The organism is Sphingobium sp. B1D7B, from assembly GCF_025961965.1.
Taxonomy (GTDB): domain Bacteria; phylum Pseudomonadota; class Alphaproteobacteria; order Sphingomonadales; family Sphingomonadaceae; genus Sphingobium.
In genome coordinates this window covers 1,539,346-1,555,977 of record NZ_JAOQOR010000001.1, presented here as the reverse complement: position 1 = coordinate 1,555,977, position 16,632 = coordinate 1,539,346, and the positions used below count along the sequence as shown (strand labels likewise).

Annotated in this window: 22 protein-coding genes and 1 riboswitch; of the genes, 8 read left to right on the top strand and 14 right to left on the bottom strand. The window is 65.5% G+C overall.

Translation table 11 applies throughout. From position 1 onward, the window contains the following. Window positions 1–6 precede the first annotated feature (6 nt). From bcp to tgt, 7 genes are all read right to left on the bottom strand, one after another. A complete protein-coding gene (gene bcp / locus M2336_RS07050) occupies window positions 7–471 on the bottom strand; it encodes a thioredoxin-dependent thiol peroxidase (RefSeq protein ID WP_264574972.1) in 465 nt (154 codons plus the stop codon). Next, the gene (locus M2336_RS07045) at window positions 471–3,188 is read right to left on the bottom strand and encodes a bifunctional [glutamine synthetase] adenylyltransferase/[glutamine synthetase]-adenylyl-L-tyrosine phosphorylase (protein ID WP_264574457.1); all 2,718 of its coding nucleotides are present in this window, start codon (window positions 3,186–3,188) and stop codon (window positions 471–473) included. The genes bcp and M2336_RS07045 overlap by 1 nt, the downstream gene beginning before the upstream one ends. 63 nt (window positions 3,189–3,251) lie before the next feature. Further along, window positions 3,252–3,560: a type II toxin-antitoxin system RelE/ParE family toxin gene (locus M2336_RS07040; protein WP_264574456.1), complete on the bottom strand. Its 309-nt coding sequence runs from the start codon at window positions 3,558–3,560 to the stop codon at window positions 3,252–3,254. Window positions 3,561–3,564: 4 nt separating this feature from the next. Then, on the bottom strand, window positions 3,565–3,834 hold the full coding sequence (locus M2336_RS07035; RefSeq protein WP_264574455.1) for a type II toxin-antitoxin system ParD family antitoxin: 270 nt from the start codon (window positions 3,832–3,834) through the stop codon (window positions 3,565–3,567). A 79-nt stretch (window positions 3,835–3,913) separates the two neighbouring features. Continuing rightward, window positions 3,914–4,462 carry a pseudouridine synthase gene (locus M2336_RS07030; RefSeq protein ID WP_264574454.1) on the bottom strand — a complete coding sequence of 183 codons (549 nt, stop codon included), beginning with the start codon at window positions 4,460–4,462 and terminating at the stop codon, window positions 3,914–3,916. A gap of 7 nt (window positions 4,463–4,469) precedes the next feature. Then, complete coding sequence (locus M2336_RS07025; RefSeq protein ID WP_264574453.1) at window positions 4,470–5,612, bottom strand: cupin domain-containing protein; 1,143 nt, start codon at window positions 5,610–5,612, stop codon at window positions 4,470–4,472. Between the two features lie 8 nt (window positions 5,613–5,620). Further along, window positions 5,621–6,808 (bottom strand): tRNA guanosine(34) transglycosylase Tgt, encoded by a 1,188-nt coding sequence (tgt, locus tag M2336_RS07020; RefSeq protein WP_264574452.1) that lies wholly within the window; start codon window positions 6,806–6,808, stop codon window positions 5,621–5,623. A 441-nt stretch (window positions 6,809–7,249) separates the two neighbouring features. Between tgt and M2336_RS07015 the strand changes: the two genes are divergently transcribed. The 5 genes from M2336_RS07015 (at window position 7,250) to thiC (ending at window position 11,808) form a co-directional block, all read left to right on the top strand. After that, window positions 7,250–7,657 carry a hypothetical protein gene (locus tag M2336_RS07015; RefSeq protein WP_264574451.1) on the top strand — a complete coding sequence of 136 codons (408 nt, stop codon included), beginning with the start codon at window positions 7,250–7,252 and terminating at the stop codon, window positions 7,655–7,657. 139 nt (window positions 7,658–7,796) lie between these two features. Next, the gene (locus M2336_RS07010; RefSeq protein ID WP_264592744.1) at window positions 7,797–8,687 is read left to right on the top strand and encodes a MipA/OmpV family protein; all 891 of its coding nucleotides are present in this window, start codon (window positions 7,797–7,799) and stop codon (window positions 8,685–8,687) included. 33 nt (window positions 8,688–8,720) lie between these two features. Beyond that, the gene (locus tag M2336_RS07005) at window positions 8,721–9,260 is read left to right on the top strand and encodes a hypothetical protein (protein WP_264574449.1); all 540 of its coding nucleotides are present in this window, start codon (window positions 8,721–8,723) and stop codon (window positions 9,258–9,260) included. A 4-nt stretch (window positions 9,261–9,264) separates the two neighbouring features. Further along, window positions 9,265–9,375, top strand: a riboswitch (TPP riboswitch). 58 nt (window positions 9,376–9,433) lie between these two features. After that, entirely contained in the window at window positions 9,434–9,844 is a 411-nt protein-coding gene (locus tag M2336_RS07000) for a DUF2065 domain-containing protein (protein WP_181558712.1), read from the top strand. Between the two features lie 29 nt (window positions 9,845–9,873). Beyond that, a complete protein-coding gene (thiC, locus tag M2336_RS06995) occupies window positions 9,874–11,808 on the top strand; it encodes a phosphomethylpyrimidine synthase ThiC (protein ID WP_264574448.1) in 1,935 nt (644 codons plus the stop codon). Between the two features lie 35 nt (window positions 11,809–11,843). On the opposite strand, the gene M2336_RS06990 is transcribed toward thiC, so the two are convergent. Genes M2336_RS06990 through M2336_RS06980 form a run of 3 tightly spaced genes read right to left on the bottom strand, consistent with a single transcriptional unit; the run spans window position 11,844 to window position 13,358 of the window. Further along, window positions 11,844–12,788, bottom strand: a complete 945-nt coding sequence (locus tag M2336_RS06990; RefSeq protein WP_264574447.1) for a hypothetical protein — start codon at window positions 12,786–12,788, stop codon at window positions 11,844–11,846. Between the two features lie 46 nt (window positions 12,789–12,834). After that, window positions 12,835–13,101, bottom strand: coding sequence for a Txe/YoeB family addiction module toxin (locus tag M2336_RS06985; RefSeq protein WP_264574446.1), 267 nt, complete (start codon window positions 13,099–13,101; stop codon window positions 12,835–12,837). Beyond that, window positions 13,098–13,358 (bottom strand): type II toxin-antitoxin system Phd/YefM family antitoxin, encoded by a 261-nt coding sequence (locus M2336_RS06980; protein WP_264574445.1) that lies wholly within the window; start codon window positions 13,356–13,358, stop codon window positions 13,098–13,100. Before M2336_RS06980 ends, M2336_RS06985 begins: the two co-directional genes overlap by 4 nt. A gap of 63 nt (window positions 13,359–13,421) precedes the next feature. On the opposite strand from M2336_RS06980, the gene M2336_RS06975 reads away from it, so the two are divergent. Together M2336_RS06975 and M2336_RS06970 are read left to right on the top strand one after the other, a co-directional pair. After that, window positions 13,422–13,811, top strand: a complete 390-nt coding sequence (locus M2336_RS06975) for a nuclear transport factor 2 family protein (protein ID WP_264574444.1) — start codon at window positions 13,422–13,424, stop codon at window positions 13,809–13,811. A 91-nt stretch (window positions 13,812–13,902) separates the two neighbouring features. Continuing rightward, window positions 13,903–14,145, top strand: coding sequence for a hypothetical protein (locus M2336_RS06970; protein ID WP_264572022.1), 243 nt, complete (start codon window positions 13,903–13,905; stop codon window positions 14,143–14,145). Here the strand turns inward: M2336_RS06970 and M2336_RS06965 are convergent. From M2336_RS06965 to M2336_RS06955, 3 genes are all read right to left on the bottom strand, one after another. Beyond that, window positions 14,142–14,558, bottom strand: coding sequence for a DoxX family protein (locus M2336_RS06965; protein ID WP_264572021.1), 417 nt, complete (start codon window positions 14,556–14,558; stop codon window positions 14,142–14,144). The genes M2336_RS06970 and M2336_RS06965 overlap by 4 nt on opposite strands. A gap of 13 nt (window positions 14,559–14,571) precedes the next feature. Continuing rightward, window positions 14,572–14,706 (bottom strand): hypothetical protein, encoded by a 135-nt coding sequence (locus tag M2336_RS06960; RefSeq protein WP_264572020.1) that lies wholly within the window; start codon window positions 14,704–14,706, stop codon window positions 14,572–14,574. Window positions 14,707–14,811: 105 nt separating this feature from the next. Then, window positions 14,812–15,066, bottom strand: a complete 255-nt coding sequence (locus M2336_RS06955; RefSeq protein ID WP_264574443.1) for a DUF2061 domain-containing protein — start codon at window positions 15,064–15,066, stop codon at window positions 14,812–14,814. A 209-nt stretch (window positions 15,067–15,275) separates the two neighbouring features. On the opposite strand from M2336_RS06955, the gene M2336_RS06950 reads away from it, so the two are divergent. Next, window positions 15,276–15,731, top strand: coding sequence for a COG3650 family protein (locus tag M2336_RS06950; protein WP_264574442.1), 456 nt, complete (start codon window positions 15,276–15,278; stop codon window positions 15,729–15,731). Between the two features lie 25 nt (window positions 15,732–15,756). Here M2336_RS06950 and M2336_RS06945 read toward each other — a convergent pair whose 3' ends face one another. Next, complete coding sequence (locus M2336_RS06945) at window positions 15,757–16,539, bottom strand: transglutaminase-like domain-containing protein (protein WP_264574441.1); 783 nt, start codon at window positions 16,537–16,539, stop codon at window positions 15,757–15,759. Window positions 16,540–16,632 lie beyond the last annotated feature (93 nt).

Below are 16,632 nucleotides of genomic sequence, written 5' to 3'. Positions count from 1 at the left end.
TCTCCCTCACCCCAGCCCCTTCACCGCCTCCAGCACCTCGGCGGCGTGGCCCTTCACCTTCACCTTGGGCCACACGCGCACGATCTTTCCGTCCGCATCGGCCAGGAAGGTCGCGCGCTCGATGCCCATATATTTGCGGCCATAAAGGCTCTTCTCGACCCAGGTGCCGAAGGCCTCGCACACACTGCCATCGCCATCGGACGCCAGCGTGACGGCGAGGCTGTGCTTGTCGGCGAAGCGCTTGAGCTTGGCCGGCGCATCCTTGGAGACCGCGATCACCGGCACGCCCAGCGCGCCGAAATCATCGATCAGCCCGGTGAAGTCGATCGCTTCGGTGGTGCAGCCCGGCGTATCGGCCTTGGGGTAGAAATAGACGACCAGCGGCTTGCCACGAAAATCCGCGAGCCGGATCGGCGCCTCGTCCGCACCGGTGAGAGTGACGTCGGGCAGGGTATCGCCTTGGCTGAGCATCATGTCGTTCCTTCCGATGGCGCCGCCTGGCCGGCCAGCGCGTTCCAGCTCGTGGCGATGATCTGCCGCGCGGCATCGATTCGGGCAAGCATCTCGCCCCAGTCGCGGGCCCCGCAGGCCCGTGCGACCAGCCAGCGGCTTTCCTCCACCGGCTCGCTCGATTGCGGCGCAACGAGGCGGGCAACCACCAGATAGCGGGTCAGCAGGTCCGCTGCCTCACGCAGCGCGCTGTCCAGCAGCCCGGCGGCAACCAGCCTCTCCAGCGCGATGTTGAGGCTGGGCGAGAAGCCGGTGCGATGGGTGAGCTGCGTCACATGGATGAGGAATTCCAGATCGACGAGGCCGCCCGGCATCAGCTTCACGTCGAGCGGCCCGGCCGGCGGCTTGTGGGTGGCGATGTCGCGCCGCATCTTCACCGCCTGCGTGAGCAGTTGCGCGGGGTCGCGCTCCACCATCAGCGTCTGCCGGACAATCTCGTCCAGCGCGGCACGGGCGCTGGGCGATCCGAACACCGGGCGGGCACGGGTGAGCGCCAGATGCTCCCAAGTCCACGCCGCCTCGGCCTGATAGCGCGCAAAGCTCTCGAAGCTGACCGCCAGCGGGCCCTGATTGCCCGAGGGGCGCAGCCGCGTGTCGACCTCATAGAGCGCTCCGGCGGCCGTCGGCACGGAGAGGGCGTTGACCACCCGCTGGGAGAGGCGGTTATAATAGAGCGTCGCGCCCAAGGGCCGGCGCCCGTCCGATTCCGCGTTGAAATCGCCGCTGAACAGGAAGATCAGATCGAGATCGGAGGCGTGGGTGAGCAATCCGCCACCAAAGCGCCCGAGCGCCAGGATGGCCAGCTCGCTGCCCGGCACGCGGCCATGGGTTTGCTCGAACTCCGCCACGGCGGCTGCGGCGAGCACGTCCACCGCCGCCTCCGCCACCCGCGCATAGCCCCGGCCAACCTCAAGTGGATCGACCTCGCGACTGACGATCTGCACCCCCAGCGCAAAGCGCCGCTCGCCCACGACATGGCGGACATGATCGAGCCGGTGCTGGAAGTCATCGCCGGCATCATGCGTGCGCATCGTCTCGATGAGCGTCGGCACATCGGGCGGCAGATCGAGCGCGCTCTGGTCGATCAGCCCGTCGAACAGCGCTGCGCGCCGCCCCAGCGCATCGGCGAGCGTGGGCGCGTGCGAGAGGATCGTCACCAGCGTCTCGGCCAGTGCCGGGCGCGCGACCAGCAGGCGCAGCAGATTGACCGCCGTGGGCAGGCCTTCGATCACCTGATCCAGCTTGTTGAGCGCAGTCAGCGGCGCCGGCGCACGGGCGATCTGGCGCATCAGGCCGGGCAGCAGCTCCTCCAGCGCCTCGCGCGCCGGGGCGCTGCGCAGCGGGCGCAGGCTGCCGTCGCGCCAGCGGGTGATGCGCGCGACGAACGGCTCGGTCTCCTCGATGCCGATGTCCTCCAGACGCTGCGCCAGTGCGCGCGGCTCATCGGGCAGGCGATCATCGCCTTCCTCATCCTCGCCGACCAGCCCATCGAAAGTGAGGCCGGTCGCCTCGACATGCGGCCGCAATGCCGCGAGCAGCGCCGCGCCCTCGGCATAGCCGGCCAGCCGCGCGACATTGTCCAGCGCGGCCGGGCTTTCCGGGAGCATGTGCGTCTGCCGGTCATCGACCATCTGCAGACGATGCTCGATCGTGCGGAGCATCACATAGGCCGCATCGAGCCGCGCGCGCTCGTCAGGCTTGATCAACCCCGCCTCGCCCAGCACGCGCAGCGCCGCACGCGTGGCCGGTGCCCGCAGCGCGGGATTGCGCCCGCCCTGAATGAGCTGGTGCGCCTGCGCGAAGAACTCCACCTCGCGAATGCCGCCGCGCCCGCGCTTCAAATCGAAGCCGGGGCCAAAGCGCTGGCCACTGGCATAATGCGCGCGAATGCGGCGCGAGACGTCGCTAATCGCCCGGATCGCACCGAAATCCAGACTGCGCCGCCAGACGAATGGCCGGATCGTGCTGAGGAATTCCTCGCCCAGCGCGATGTCGCCGGCCGCCGCACGGGCGCGCACGAAAGCGGCCTGCTCCCAACCGACCGCGGCGCTCTCATAATAGCTGATCGCCGCTTCGACCGGCAGGATGATCGGCGAAACCTCGGGCGATGGGCGCAGCCGCAAGTCGACCCGGAAGACATAGCCGTCCCCGGTCCGCTCGGTGAGCAGCGCCACCATCCGCCGCGCCAACCGCAGCGCTGCCTCCTGCGGCTCTTCCTTGCCGCGCGTAGGAATCGTGTCGGGATCGAAGATCAGGATCGGGTCGATGTCCGAGCTGTAATTGAGCTCCCGGCTGCCATGCTTGCCCAGCGCGATCACCGCGATGCCGCGCGGCGCCTCATCCGGATAGCGCTCGGCAAAGGCTGCGTTCAGCGCCGTTTGGATGGCTTCGTCGGCAAAGTCGGAAAGCCGCCGGGTGACGATATCCAGATCCCAGAGTCCGGCCAGATCGGCAATTGCCGCGACCAGCGCCAGCGCACTGCGCCGCACCCGCAGCCGCCGATCCACCGCCGCATCGCGGTCCAGCGCCCGCCCGGCCTCCCACGCCGCCTCCGCCTGCCCCTGAAGCAGTAGCGCAACCAGCTCGGGATAGACATCGATCTGCCGCGCCAGAAACGGCGAATGCGTGCGCGCGCGATCAAGGGCATCGGCAACGGGGGTGGTGGTCAGGCTCTCCATTGCCGCCTCTTAGCGGCAGGAGGGTTGTGCGGAAAGAGTGGGTGCGCGTGACGCGAGCGCACCTCAAGCGTCATCGGCAAGCAAGGCCGCGAAATCCTGCCCGCCATAGAAAATACCGAGAATGGTGACGCTCACGCCGATGGCCGAATAAGCAATCGTCACCCGCCTCCGGAAAGCGATCGTGCGCAGACCAGGGCGAAGGTCGTCGCGCGGTGTCCCGCGGTGGGGGAAATCGGCGAGCTTCTCGCAACGCTCGACAATGGCTCCGACGTAGCGACTGGCGATATCGGCCGACGCTTCGCGAGCAATATAGCGGAACAAGGAGATCAGTTGCGCTTCGGCTTCCGGCGCAAAACTGACCACGCTTTGCATTCGATCAGGACGTGGCGGCGCGTTCTGCGGCCAGCGCGGCCTTCACGTCCGCCGGAGACCGCGCGCGGCGCGGGTCAGCCTGCATCGCATCATAGGTCCGCGCGACGTCTTCACGCAGCCAGGCCTCCACAGCCTGCTCTCGCGCCTGAAGAGCTCGCAGCCCATCCCGGATCACTTCACTTTCGCTGGCATATTCACCCGACGCGACCCGCGCCTTGACCTGCGCCGCCATATCGATGGGCAATGTCACGCTCAGTTGCTGCGTAGATGGCATGGTAAACTCCTGCGGGGCGAACCAGTAGGATTTAATCCTATCAAATGCGCATTTCAATCCGACGTGAGGATTGGGAGGCCTAAACCGCCACCTCGCGCCATTCTCCCGGCGCCAGTCCGTCCAGCGTCCAGTTCCCCACTTGCCAGCGCACCAGACGCAACGTGGGATTGCCGACTGCTGCGGTCATCCGGCGCACCTGGCGGTTACGGCCTTCGCTGATGGTGAGGCGCAGCCAGCAATCGGGCACGCTCTTGCGCACGCGGATCGGGGGATCGCGCTCCCAGAGGTCCGGCGGTGCGATGCGATCGGCCTGCGCGGGGCGGGTCATGCCGTCGTTGAGCATGACGCCGCGCCGCAAGCGCTCGAGCGCCGGCTCGTCCGGCTCGCCTTCCACCTGCACGAGATAGGTCTTGGGCGTCTTGTAGCGGGGATCGGAGATGCGCGCCTGCAAGCGGCCATCATCGGTGAGCAGCAGCAGCCCCTCGCTGTCGCGGTCCAGCCGACCGGCAGGATAAACGCCCGGTACATCGATATAGGCCGAGAGAGTCGGGCGTGGCGAGGGCGAGCGCGCATCGGTGAACTGCGGCAGTACCCCATAGGGCTTGTTGAAGAGGATGAGCCGCGCCATCGTCCGCTTAATCCTCTGGATCGAGGGTGACGCTGCCCTGACTGGCCAGCGCCGCGATCAGCGCCAGCACCGCCGCATCCGGGGTCTTCACCGGCACGTCATCCCCTGCGCAGAGCTGCTCGGCGAAGCGCGCCGCCTCCCCCGCGCAGGCAAACGCCTCGCCATCGACGAACAGCGTCAAGGCATCCGCCCCGTCACGGACAAACACGAAGCGGCTCGCCGGATTGCGTAGCACCGGCAAGCCGTCGTTCAGCGCATCCTGCACGTCCTCCGCCAGCACCGGCGCTTCAGGCCGCCAGTCTGCCTGCGGATATTTGGGCGTGCTGCTCGCTTGCCCGAACCAGCGCGCGAATCCGCCGCGATCCGCCAGTGCCTGCGTCGCCAGATCGTGCAGCCGCGCCAGTGCCTCGGCTGTGATCTCGCCAGGATTGGTCTGTAGCGGCAGGCCGGGGTCGGCATAACGATCATCCTCGGCCAGCCCTTCTGCGACATGGGCGCTCCAGTCCTCGATCAGGTCGCGCTGGGAAGGCGCGCGAAAGCCGATGGAATAGGTCATGCAGTCCGGCCCGACCGCCACGCCATCATGCGCGATGCCCGGTGGCAGATAGAGGATGTCGCCCGGCTCCAGCAGCCACTCCTGCGTGGGCACAAAGTCTGCGAGCAGGCGCAGGTCGTCGTGGGGGCGGAGTGGGGTCGACTCGTCGCACAGCCCGCCGATCTGCCAGCGCCTTTTGCCCGCGCCCTGGATGAGGAACACGTCATATTGGTCGAAATGCGGCCCCACGCCGCCGCCGTCCGTGGCGTAGCTCACCATCACATCGTCCATCCGCCAATTGGGGATGAAGCGGAAGGGCGCCATCAGCGCGGCCACCTCTTCGACATAATGATCGACCGCCTGCACCAGCAGCGTCCAAGGCACCTCGCCCAGCTCGCCAAAGCGTGCCTCGTCCAGCGGGCCGTGTTCCACCGCCCAGTCCGTGCCGGCCTGCGTGATCAGCCGCGATTCCACCTCATCCTCGCAGGCGAGGCCGGCGAGATCATCGGGCTCCAGCGGATTAACCCACTCGGCCCACGGATTGCGGATGAGCAGCGGCTTGCGCTGCCAGTACTCCCGCAGGAACAGGTCGATGTCGAAATCGGCGAGCGTCATCGCCGCGCTCAAAACGCCTTGCTCGCATAATCGGCGCGGAAGCGGCTCGCGAATTCGGTGAGCCGCCCGGCGGCGATCGCATCCCTCAGCCCTGCCATCAGCGCCTGATAGAAATGGAGATTGTGCTGGGTCATCAGCATCGCGCCCAGCATCTCGCCGGCCTTGACCAGATGATGCAGATAGGCGCGGCTGACGCTGCCGCAGACCGGGCAGGTGCAGCGCGCATCGAGCGGCGTCGGATCCTCGGCAAAGCGCGCATTGCGGATGTTGAGCGGCCCGGCCCAGGTGAAGGCCTGCCCGTTGCGCCCGGAGCGGGTCGGCAGCACGCAATCGAACATATCGATGCCGCGCTCCACCGCGCCGACGATGTCGTCCGGCTTGCCCACGCCCATCAGATAGCGCGGCTTCTCCACCGGCAGATGGCCCACGCAATGGTCGAGGCAGGCGAACATCGCCTCCTGCCCCTCGCCCACCGCGAGGCCGCCGACCGCATAGCCATCGAAGCCGATCTCCACGAGCGCCTGCGCGGACTGCTTGCGCAGCTCCTCATCGAGCGCGCCCTGCTGGATGCCGAACAGCGCCGCCCGCGCGGCATGGTCTCCGCCCGCATCGAAGCCCGCGCGCGAGCGCGCCGCCCAGCGCATCGAACGCTCCATGGCCTGCGCCTGCGCATCGCGGCTGGCGGTCGTGGGCACCAACTCGTCAAAGCACATCACGATGTCGCTGCCGAGCAGCCGCTGGATTTCCATCGATCGCTCGGGGCTGAGCATATGCCGCGAACCATCAATATGGCTGGCAAAGGCGACGCCCTGCTCGGTGACCTTGGTGAGCGCAGACAGGCTCATCACCTGATAGCCGCCGCTATCGGTGAGGATCGGCCGCTCCCAGCCGGAGAGCGCATGCAGCCCGCCCAGCGCCGCCACCCGCTCCGCACCCGGCCGCAGCATCAGGTGATAGGTGTTGCCGAGGATGATATCCGCGCCCGCCGCGCGCACTTCCGCCGGGCGCATCGCCTTGACGGTCGCCGCCGTGCCGACCGGCATGAAGGCCGGCGTGCGGATCACGCCGCGCTTCATGACGATCTCGCCGGTGCGGGCCTTGCCGTCCGTGGCGGCGGTGCTGAAGGCGAACCGCGCCGACTGCGGATCGGCCGGCACGCGGAAAGGCGGGGGAGTATGCGGGGCGCTGTCGCTCATGCCCGCGCCATAGCGCGCCGCGGCCGCATTGACACCCCCCGGCGGGCGACGTGTGTCAAGCCAAGAGGATATAACGAACACCCTTCACCCTTCTCCCCTTGAGGGAGAAGGATACGCAGCCTTGCCGCCTTCTGGCGGCTAGGCGGAGTTGGATGAGGGGTGGCGGATCTCTGATCCGCGCGATCCTGGGGATCGCTCACCCCTCTCCCAGCTTCGACTAAGGCAGCAAGCTGCCAAGTCTGCGCATCCCTCTCCCTCAAGGGGAGAGGGCATGAAGCCCACCGGCAACCTTCCTTCACCGCCGTCAGAAAATCCCCCAAAATTCCATCTGGACCGGCTGCGCGCCCGCGCTAAAGTCCGCGCCAGCCGAGGAGCCCATAAGGCCCCGGGCCAATCGCCTGCCCCATGCTGCCCGGGGGTGGACATCATCGGGAGAGATCAGTGGCAGAGTTCGACATGATTGATGTAACGGCCTGGGCGGCGATGCTGCTCGGGGCCTTTACGCTGGCCGCCGCCATCGGCGCGCTGCGCAAGCCTGGCCTGTGGCAGACGATGGTCAAGGAGATCGAGCAGTCGCCTGCGCTGCAACTGCTTTGCGGGCTGGTTGAACTGATCCTCGGCGCCGCGGTCTATCTCGCCAATCCATGGATTCCGGCGGACATCCTCACCTGCATCATGAAGGCCATTGGCGGCATCATGATGATCGAGGCGCTGGTCGTGCTCGCCTTCTCGGACCTCTACTTCCACTTCTGGCTGCGCAATTTGGCAAACATGCAGCGCATCTGGCTGGCGCTGACGCTGGTCTGCGGGCTGGCCCTCACCGTAGCGGGACTGATGCGGCTCAACTGACCGCGCACGGCATCCTGCGTGATGCCGGAAGGACGCAGACGGACAGGATTGTCGACGCAGAGACGGGCGTGATCGGCGCAGCGGGAGCCTTCTGCCTCCTGCGGCGTTGCACGGATCAGCCTCTTGTCGGAGTTTCAACTTGCGCCCTTTCCCCTCCCTATCCCCTTGTCTTCTCGCCATTCTGGCCGTCGCACCCGCTTTGTCGGCACCCGCCCTCGGCCAGACCGCGACGGCGGCAAGCGAAGCCGCCGAGCAGCGCGAAGCCGCACGCGCCCGCGCGGGGGACCGGCTGACCATCGGCCTGGGCGCCGCAGTGATCCCGGAATATGAGGGCGCCAACGGCACCAGCATCACGCCGGTTCCCGGTGCGGTCGGCAAGCTGGGCGGCCTCAACTTCCTGTATGTCGGAAACCGCGCCAGCATCGATCTGATCAACGATGGCGGCTCGCGCTGGGATTTCCAGCTCGGTCCGGTCGCTACCATCGGCCTCAACCGCACCAATGTCGACAAGATCGACGACGAGCGCATCCGCGCGCTCGGCAAGGTCGGCACCTCGGTCGAGCTGGGCGGCTATGCCGGCATTGCCCGCTGGGGCCTCATCACCAGCAATTATGACCGCCTCTCCGCAACGGTCACCGCGCGCAAGGATGTCGCGGGCGCCCATGGCGGCACGATCATCACGCCTTCGGTCAGCTACATGACACCGCTGAGCACCAAGAGCCTCGCGGTCGTGTCCTTTAGCGCCAATCATGTCGATGGCGATTATGCCGGCACTTATTTCTCGATCACCCCCGCACAGAGCGCCGCAAGCACCCTGCCCGTCTACACCGCCAGCAGCGGCTGGAAGGACTGGACGCTCGCCGCCGCCGGCAACATCGCCCTGACGGGTGATCTGTCGGGCGGCCTCTCGCTGGTGGGTGGCGTCGCCTATACCCGCCTGCTCGGCGACATCGCCGACAGCCCGGTGGTGCGCCTCGCCGGATCGCGCAACCAATGGATGTTCGGCGCGGGACTGGCCTACACATTTTGACGAAATGGCGGCGCGCCGGTATGCCGGTGCGCCATGGAACGTTGGACCCAAGCGCTTTTCACGCACTCATCGACCCGAGAGGCAATTCTCGAACACCGTTTTCTTGCGGCAATAGGGAGTCAGCTTTGGGAGGAAGGCGAATTCGACCTCGCTGTCTCGCATAGCGAGGTCGACAATGCCGGGCATGACGTGATCATCGAAGCGCGCGGGGTGGTGAGGCACATTCAGCTCAAGGCGCTCCATGCGGCCGGGCGCGCTCGCCATTTTCCTGTTCAAAAGCGCCTGGAGGATAAGCCTTCAGGTTGCGTCGTTCTTATGCGTCATGATCTCAGAACGCTGTTGATCACTGGATATGGCTTCTACGGAGGCATGCCCGGCGAAAAAATGCCTAGCTTGGATGGAAAGATCGCCAAGCACAGCAAGGCAGATGCAAACGGGAACAAAGCCCTACGCCCGGGCTTGCGCCTGCTGCCCGTTTCCCGCTTCCAACCGGCCCCGGACGCGCAGTCTCTGACGCGACTGCTCTTCGGCGAGCCCGGTTTACAGCTTGGCCCCGTCGACAAAGCAGGGTAAGGATAGCCCTTCCCCGGGGAGCCTGCTGACTGGCTGAGAGGGATGGGTAGCGCCATCCGACCCGTTGAACCTGAACCGGCTCGTACCGGCGGAGGGAGCGGAGCGTGGCCAGTCTTGCCACCCTCATTCCCTTAGCCACAGGCGCGCCGGCCCTTGAGAGGAGGGTGGCGGCGATGATGACGGGCAGCGTGCTTACCCTGCAACTGGCGCAGGTGCTGGGGCTTTATCTCATTCTTATTGGCCTTGCCGGCCTCTCCGCGCCGCAACGCTGGCGGGCGCTGCTGGATGATTTCGACCGCGCGCCCGGGCTGGTGCTGCTCGCCGGTGCGGTGACCTTCGCCATCGGGGCGGCCCTCGTGCTCGCCCACAGCAGTCTGACCGATCCGCTCGCGACCCTCGTCACGCTGTTTGGCTGGGGTGCGCTCATCAAGGGCGCGCTGCTGATCGCCGTGCCGGGGCCATTGCTGCGCATCGGCCGCGCGGTCTCCTCCGCCACCGCCACCCGCATCTGGGCGATCGCCGCGATCGTCCTTGGTCTTCTGCTCGGCATTGCCGGGCTCACCGGCCGCGCCGGTTTCCTCTGATTCCTCCGTTCACAGAAAGGCTCATCCCTATGGCTGACATCCCCACAAAGCCTGTCCTGAGCGACTGCCAAAGGCAGGCAGTCGAAGGGGCCGAAATCGGCGTCACCACCGGACCCATTCGTGGCAGCCGCAAGATCCATGTCGGCCCGCACCGCGTGGCGATGCGCGAGATTCACCTCGAGCCCAGCTCCGGCGAGCCGCCGGTGCGCGTCTACGACACCTCCGGCCCCTATACGGACCCGGACGCGCGGATCGACATCATGGCCGGCCTCCCTGCCCTGCGCCGCGACTGGATCCTCGGGCGCGGCGATGTCGAGGCCTATGATGGCCGCGCGGTGAAGCCTGAGGACAACGGCCAGCTCGGCCCGGATCGCTCCGGCGGCGTCCGCCCCTTCCCCAATGTCGTCAAGCGGCCGCTGCGCGCCAAGGCCGGCGCCAATGTCTCCCAGATGCATTATGCCCGCCGCGGCATCATCACGCCGGAGATGGAATATGTCGCCGAGCGCGAAAATCTCGGGCGCGCCCGCCTCGCCAACTATGTCCGCGATGGCGAGAGCTTCGGCGCCAGCATCCCCGATTATGTGACGCCCGAGTTCGTGCGCGATGAGGTGGCCCGCGGCCGCGCGATCATCCCCAACAACATCAACCACCCCGAGAGCGAGCCGATGGCGATCGGCCGCAACTTCCTGGTGAAGATCAACGCCAACATCGGCAACAGCGCCGTGGCCAGCGACGTGGCGGCCGAGGTCGACAAGATGGTCTGGTCGATCCGCTGGGGCGCGGACACGGTGATGGACCTCTCCACCGGCCGCAACATCCACGACACGCGCGAGTGGATCATCCGCAATTCGCCCGTCCCCATCGGCACCGTGCCCATCTATCAGGCGCTGGAGAAGGTCGGCGGCATTGCCGAGGACCTGACCTGGGAGATTTTCCGCGATACGCTCATCGAGCAGGCCGAGCAGGGTGTGGATTATTTCACCATCCATGCCGGCGTGCGCCTTGCCTATATTCCGATGACCGCCAAGCGCGTCACCGGCATCGTCTCGCGCGGCGGATCGATCATGGCGAAATGGTGCCTCGCGCACCACAAGGAGAGCTTCCTCTACGAGCATTTCGACGAGATTACGGAGATTATGAAGGCCTATGACATCGCCTACAGCCTTGGCGATGGCCTGCGCCCCGGCTCCATTGCCGATGCCAATGACGAAGCGCAGTTCTCCGAGCTGTACACGCTGGGCGAGCTGACCCACCGCGCCTGGAAGCAGGATGTGCAGGTAATGATCGAAGGGCCGGGCCATGTGCCCATGCACAAGATCAAGGAGAATATGGAGAAGCAGCTGCAGGTCTGCGGCGAGGCGCCCTTCTACACGCTCGGCCCCCTCACCACGGACATCGCGCCGGGCTATGACCACATCACCAGCGGCATCGGCGCCGCGCAGATCGGCTGGTATGGCACGGCGATGCTCTGCTACGTCACGCCCAAGGAGCATCTCGGCCTGCCCGACCGCGACGATGTGAAGGTCGGCGTGGTGACCTACAAGCTCGCCGCTCACGCGGCCGATCTCGCCAAGGGCCACCCGGCCGCCAAGGTCCGCGACGATGCGCTGAGCCGCGCCCGCTTCGAGTTCCGCTGGCGCGACCAGTTCAACCTCAGCCTCGATCCCGAAACCGCCGAGCAATATCACGACCAGACCCTGCCCGCAGAAGGCGCCAAGACCGCGCACTTCTGCTCTATGTGCGGCCCGAAATTCTGCTCGATGAAGATCACGCAGGAAGTGCGCGACTTCGCCGGCAAGCAGAATCAGGGCGTGGAAGGCTTCATCGCCACCGGGCCGACAGGCGCAGAGACGGCGGCGGCGAGCAAGGCCGCTGCGCTCAAGGGGATGGAAGAGATGAGCAAGGTGTTCCGCGAGACGGGGAGCGAGCTGTATATGGGGAGTGGGGGACGGGAGCGGGATTGAGGGCCAAGGCGGCGGGATATCCACCTTGTAATTCTCTAGGCAATTTTATTGTTTGGCAGATAAGCTTCGCCAGTTTCGTCGGCATGGCGCCAGAGTTTCTCCATGAGCTCTGGCAGCCTTTCCCCTCCAGCGACAACTCGCATAACATGCGCTCCGTCAATGCAGATGAATTTCAGTGAGCCTTTGCTATTAAGCCCTTTCAGCGCCTCCACGGAATAGCCATTGATCGATATGTATATCCCTCTCGTATCTGCAGTCTTTCCCTCAATCTTATAGATGAATGCACCAAATTCTGCGCCCGCAATTGGGCTCTTTACCCATTTCGCTTCGATGAGATTGGTTCGGGATCGCCAAGAGAATGATCCGTCAATCTGCTCACCTTTTAACTTGAAAGACGAACGAGGATCCAATCCTTCAAGTTCAAATAGGTCATTTAGGAAAGATTCTAACAGATATCCCCGGGCTTGTGCATTGCCTTCCGTCATTAAACTAAGGAAACGTTCATGTAGTATAACGCGTGCCTGTTCTCTTTTTAAAAGAGCATCCGTCCGCTTACGCTCCTCGGTTGCTCGTTGTTGGGAGCGGAGAAGTTCCTTCTCTTCCCGAATACGTCGCGCTTCGAAAGCGTCGCTCTTCTGCTTATTTTTCAATCCTTCAATTGCGGCCAATGCCGATGCAGAAGCGTCCGGGAAATTGCCGCTCGTCAAACCCGTAACAATTGCGGATACAATACGGGTGCCTTCGGCCCCCGCCGAATCAAGATCCGATAAAACTTCCTGAACAACGAATCTCTTAGGCGCTCTGTCATATTCTCTGTTTGAGGAGTTCGACGCGATAAGCTCTGCTCGATCCCGAGCAGCCTTGAGCATTTCGCCAGGCACACCGGATCGAATAAGATATCTGTCTAAGGCTTTGTGGTAATTAAAGCATTCGCTCAGAGCGTCCTCGACATATCCCAGAGTTGCCGCATCAAACCGCATCTAATCGTTCCCCTCAAGCGCGATGTGGGGATTACTAGGCCAATTCTCAATAATGATACCGGCACTGCGCCACTTGTAGCGTCTGGTCCTTCCCGCTCCCCGCCACCCGATACACCAGCCGATGCTCATGGTTGAGCCGACGCGACCACCAGCCTGACAAATTGCCACCCAACGGCTCAGGCTTGCCGGTGCCTTTGAAGGGATGTCGCCGGCATTCCTCGATCAGCCCGTTGAGCTTCTCGGACATTTTGGGGTCATGGTCCTGCCAATGGCGATAATCTTCCCACGCCGTCGGCCAGAACGTCACGTTCACGGGAGTGGCACGCCCTCGTTATCAACACCGGCACCGCCCGCCTCGAAGCCCCGCACGGCTTCCAGCAAGCGCTCGGCATTTTTGGGCGAACTCAGCAGGTACAGTGTTTCCTCGATCGACGCCCATTCGCTCGCGGAGACCAGCACCGCTCCTTCACCACGCTGACGCGTGATGGCCAGCGGTGCGCGATCCGCAACGACCTTGTCGATCATCGACTTCAAATTCTCGCGCGCTTCGGAATAGGATACAGCCTGCATATCCTAAATATGGACAGAGCTTTGTACAATGTCAATCGCGTCACTATCTCTGGCACGGGCCGTATGACCACCCCCACCGACCTCCCCATCCGCGCCCGACGCGCCGCCTTCAATCGCGCCATTGCCGATGGCGACGCGCAGGCCATCGGCGCGATCCTGGGCAAGGACTGCGTGATGATCACCGGCACGGATAGCGCGGTCATCGCCGGGCGGGCCGCTCAGCTGAGGGTGTGGCAGCGCGAGTTCGCCTCACCCAGCCGGCTCGTCTATGAGCGCATCCCCGCCGCCATCACCGTCTCGCCGGTCGAGCCGATCGCACTGGAGCAGGGCGAATGGCGCGGCGTCGCGCGGGAGAGTGGCGCGCTGGCGGCCTCGGGCGTCTACACCGCCAAGTGGCGCGAGGTGGCCGGGCAATGGGTGATCGAGGCGGAGATTTTCGTCACGCTCGCCTGAGCCGCCCGTGCGCCGCGCACGGCTCTGTCCTCCTCGCCTGCCATGCGCTAGGGGATGGCACCCCTTTCCCACGCAACCCATAGGAGCCGGCATGGCCGATCTGTATCTCAAGGCGCTGGAATCCGAGCGCAAGGCCCTGTGGGCGACCTGCCGCTTGAAAGGCCTGCCGCGCGACACGCCCGAGCGGGAGCGGATCGCGGCAATCGATGCGGACATTGCCGCGCACAAGGCCAAGCAGGCTAATGGGAAGCCAGCCGGCGGGAATCCAGCCGGTGCCAAGGCGCCCGCCAAATCTGCCGGCGCGAAGAAGGGCGGCGCGGGCAGCGCGCGCTAGGGCTTGCGCGCGGCGCCGGTCCGCCAGGGCCAGTCGGTCACGCCGCTCGCCCACAGCGCCCACCAGATGATCACCGGCTGCAGCGCCAGCCGGGGCGCATGATACCACCAGCCCAGATGCGTGCCGCCGATGGCGATGTCACCCAGCGCATGGTTGAGGTTCGCCGGCCAGACGCACAGCGCATAGAGCGCGAGGCCGATGCCCGCCGCGCGGCGCAGCGGCGGGATCATCAGCCCAAGCGCCCCGGCGATCTCGGCAAGGCCCGTCAGCATCACCACCTGCGCCGGCCAGGGCACCCAGTCCGGCGTGATGGCGATGAAGCCGGCGGGCGTGCGCAGATGTGCCAGGCCGGCGACCAGATAGGCCGCCGCCAGCACCCACCGGGCGGCGCGTCGTCGCCAGGAGGTGGGCATCGCGCGCCTGACCTTAGCTGTTCCGCATATTCTCCAGCCCCTTGACCACGCCGGTCTTCTGGCTGGGCTGGGACGCATTTTGCTTGGGCGGCTTTTCCGCCTTCGGCTTGCGGACTTCCTTGTTCGACTTTTTCTGGCCCTTGGCCATTGGCGTTCCTCTCGGGTTCACGAGCGCATCAGCCCGCAGCGCGCATCCTACGCCTGTCGCCCTGCAAAAGCGCGTTTATTCGCGGATCGCCTGTCCGTCGGACGATCACCCCCAGCGCACCGCCGCCATGCGCGTATCGAACGCAGCGCCCGGAACCGCTGCTGGAGCCGCCGCCGCGCGGGCATCCGCCGCCTTCCAGGCCTTCTCATGGAAGAAGAACGCCACCGCGTTCACCGCTGGCTCGATGAGCGCGATGCCGCCAGCCATCGCCAGCGATCCGGTGAGCAGATATGCCACCGTGAACCCCACGGTCAGGTGAACGGCCAGATAGGTCAGCGTCTTGGTCAGGTCACGGGGCATGGCAGTCCTCAATCTCATTCCGCGCGCCGGGGACGGCAGCGGGGTGGCTGACCATTTATTGAGAACCACTCGCAAATGCCAATCGATTGATCCGCTCACAGTGATGGATCGGGCGTGCGCTCCATCTCTCCCCGACCTGCCCGACCATGATAGCCCGCCCGCATCGCAAAGCGCTTGCCCGCAAAGCATAGCGGGCGCAGAGGGAAGGCATGATCGACGCCGTCACCCTCAACATCGTCCGGGCGCTGCCCCTCGCGCTGCTGCTCGCCGGTTGCCAGTCGCATGGCGATGAGCCCAATGTGCCGGGCAATCGCGACGATAATCGCCCTTATTCGGAGATTGCGGCGAACGAGACCGTGCGCTTCACGGGCACTGAACCGTTCTGGGGTGGCCAGGTCGCCGGCAAGACGCTGGTCTATGAAACGCCCGAGACACCCAAGGGCGAGCGGATCGCGGTGGAGCGGTTCGATGGGCGCGGCGGTCTCTCGTGGAGCGGCACGCTGAGCGCGGCGCCCTTCACTATGACGCTGACGCCGGGCGATTGTTCGGACGGCATGTCCGACCGCACCTACCCGTTCGTGGCCACGCTCCAGATCGGCGATGCACTGCGCTCGGGCTGTGCCTGGTCCGATGCGCATCCTTTCAAGGGCAATGCGGCGCCCTGAGCCGGCCTGAGCCGGGACGCCGGCTTTATTGCTCGACTACCTCAACCTCGACCGTCTGACTGTTCATGATGACCGGGCCGAAGGAGGTGAGGAAGGCCACGTCCGCCGCATCCCGACCGATGCCGATCTTGGCCATCTCCCCTTCCGTGGCCATGCCGGTCGCATCGACCAGATGCCAGCTGCCATCCAGGAAGACCTCGGCGACCGCGTGGAAGTCCTGCGGGGTGACATTGGGCGCATAAACGCTGGCGAAGCGGGCGGGGATGCAGGAGGCGCGGGCGAGCGCGATCACCATATGGGCGAAATCGCGGCAGACGCCCTGCCGGCGCACGAAGGTCTGCAGCGCCGTCGTTTCGGGCGTGCTGACGCCGGGCAGATAATGGAAATGTCCGCTGACATAATCCCGGATCGCCGCCACGCGCTGCCCGCCCTGCAGATCGCCGAACGTCTCGCCGACAAAGCTGATGAACTGGCTGCCGGGGCAATAATGGGAATCGAGCAGATACTGCACGGCCTCGCCCGGCAGCATGTGCGGGGGCAGCGCCTCCAGCCCGCTCACATCGGCCAGCAGGCGGTGGATCTCTACCGTCGCATGATAATCCGCCTTCAGCTGCCCCTGCGCGCGCATCAGCACACGCTCGCCGATATGGTCGTGCGCGGCGACACGCGCGAAATGATCGAGCACGCTCAGGTCCAGCCGGGCGTCGGACACCGTCTGCTCGGGCAGATGCGCCGCTTCGATATGGAGGATGAGATCGGTCGGCTGGGGCAGCGCATAATCGATCGCGGCATGGATACGCAGTTTCATCCCCGCGCAACGTGCGGGCGGCATATTGGTGGCGAGGGTTGCTCTAAAAAAGACATCGTGCATCGCGGACAGCCTCATTTCACCCTTGTCGTC